Raw genomic sequence first — 2,366 nt, 5'->3', positions numbered from 1 at the left:
TTGTTTATTGCAAAATAAAAGTGCAGAGCTTTGCAAAGGAAAAATGCAGAGTCCTGCACTTTATTTAATAAGTGCATAAAAAAAGACTTGCCAGTCACCCCAAGTCCCTCTACTGTAATGGTGTCGAATCATTCACAGAGTGGAGGAATATGAAAGGATGCTAGCAATGTCTGATATTTATTGTATCAAAAACTTGAGAAACAACAAGGGTTTATCTATATCTAAGATCCAAAAAACACTTGGTATTAACTGGAGAACTGCTAAGAAGTATGGGGACGGTGAACAATTGCCTCAATCTAAAATAAAGCAGAAGAAAGGAATGATGACTGACGGTAACTGGGGCGAGATGGTTTCCGATTGGCTCTTTGAGGACAGTAAGTTAAAGAAAAAATCACGTCGTACGAAGAAAGCTATATTTGAAGAACTCCAAAGTCATGGATTTCAAGGTTCTTACAGAACTGTTTGTTATTTTGTATCAAATTGGGAGAATAGCCATAATGATCACCATGATAAAGGTCATGATCGCTTAGAACATCCTCCTAGTGAAGCACAGATAGACTTTGGAGTAATGGAAGTGGTTAAAGATGGAGAATTTGTTGATATTCATGCACTTGTAATGTCTTATCCATGTAGTAATGCTGCCTTTGTTGCACCCTTACCATCAGAGAATCAAGAGTGTTTTTTGGAAGGTCTTAAATTACTATTTCATCAATCAAAAGGAGTTCCTAGAAAAATAAGAATAGATAATTTAACGCCTGCCGTAAAGAAAGTAAGATCAAAGTTTGAAGAAGCGAAATTGACCGATGCATTCATTCAATTTCAAAATCATTATGGCTTTGAAGTTCAAGTTTGTAACCCTCGTAGTGGGCATGAAAAAGGTAACGTAGAAAATAAAGTTGGTTATGTCAGATATAATTTCTTCCCTACTTCTCCAGTTATAAATAGTTACGAGGAGTTGACTGAAACACTTCGTGTTAAGCTTGAAAAAGATCGGCAAAGGCTTCACTACGAAAAGGAAGTAATGATCGAAGATCTCTGGAATCAGGAAAAGAAACATTTACTAGAATTACCAGTAGAAGAATACCCTATCTTCAAAGAGATTGAAACTAAGGTAAATAAGTTTAATGAGGCCAAGTTAGATAATGTGTTAATCCATATTCCCAAAGCCTCAAATTACTCTAGTATTTATTTCATTTTGTCTTGGGATAAGTTTAAAGCTGTTTCTCCTGATGGTGAAATTCTTCTAGAAGATTTTAGACCATACATGAATAAAAGACGAGCCATTCCTTGGTTGTCTGTTTTTAAAGATTGGATTAGAAAGCCAAGGGTTGTCCCTTATTCAAGATATCAAAAATACTTACCAGGAAGAGTTAACGATTATTTAATGGTTGATGATTTAATCGTTCGAAAAGCTCGGTTAACAGAGTTAGTAAGTTTACTCGTTACGCATGATATGAAGAGAATAAATGAAGAATTTTATGATTTGATATCTGGCAATAATGAAAATCCCTTTGGGATTGATTGGTCGCAGTACGATTCCTTAGCACCCTCAAATGGGAGGGAGGATTTATGAGTGATCCAATCCGTAGTATGTGTAAATCTTTAAGACTTGCTTATGTAGCTGAAATTTATGAAACAATACCTTTTGAATCGCCATCTCAATATTTGGAGGCTATATTTAATGAGGAATTTAGTTTAAGGGAAAAAGCTAAAGTACAGCGACTAATTAAAAATGCCAAATTTCTTGATGCTAAAAATCTAAGTAATTATGAGTGGAATGAGAGGATTAGATTTCCTGCACAAATAGATAAAGAAGCTCTTATGAGCCTTGATTTCATTAAGCAGCAACAGAACGTTGTTTTAATAGGCTCTCCTGGTACGGGAAAAACTCACTTGGCTACTGGTCTAGGGAGAAAAGCATGCGAAATGGGACATGAGGTTAGATTCTTTCGTGTATCCCATCTAATAGAGCAATTGGAACAAGCATTGAAACAGGATAAGTTGCCTTCTTTTAGGAAGAAGTTTGAGAAGGTAGATTTGATCATTTTGGATGAAATGGGATACCTCCCCTTTAGTAAGGAGGGATCTGAATTACTATTTCAACTTATTGCAGAATGGTACGAACAAAAAAGTTTGATCATCACATCAAATTTAGAGTTTAGCCAGTGGAATCGCATATTTATTGACTCTAGGCTTACTGCAGCGTTGGTGGATCGATTAATCCACCACGCTCATGTCTTAACATATAGTGGCGGAAGCTACAGGCTTTCGAACGCTTTATCAAAGGCAAAATAATCAAATTACTGGGTGGCAAAACTCTGCACTATTTCTTGCATTTTTCTGCACTTTTTTCTTGCAAAATACAG

At 35.8% G+C, this 2,366-nt stretch carries 2 protein-coding genes; both read left to right on the top strand.

The window, feature by feature from the left end; genetic code table 11:
• Nucleotides 1-166 precede the first annotated feature (166 nt).
• Nucleotides 167-1,573 carry an IS21 family transposase gene (gene istA, locus N7Z68_RS24100; protein ID WP_308447249.1) on the top strand — a complete coding sequence of 469 codons (1,407 nt, stop codon included), beginning with the start codon at nt 167-169 and terminating at the stop codon, nt 1,571-1,573.
• Entirely contained in the window at nt 1,570-2,295 is a 726-nt protein-coding gene (gene istB / locus N7Z68_RS24095; protein WP_275120950.1) for an IS21-like element helper ATPase IstB, read from the top strand. Before istA ends, istB begins: the two co-directional genes overlap by 4 nt.
• Nucleotides 2,296-2,366: the final 71 nt, after the last annotated feature.

Source organism: Alkalihalobacterium chitinilyticum, assembly GCF_029028005.1.
Classification (GTDB): domain Bacteria; phylum Bacillota; class Bacilli; order Bacillales; family Bacillaceae_F; genus Alkalihalobacterium; species Alkalihalobacterium chitinilyticum.
The sequence above is the reverse complement of the archived record's forward strand: the minus strand, read 5'-3'. Positions and strand labels throughout refer to the sequence as shown.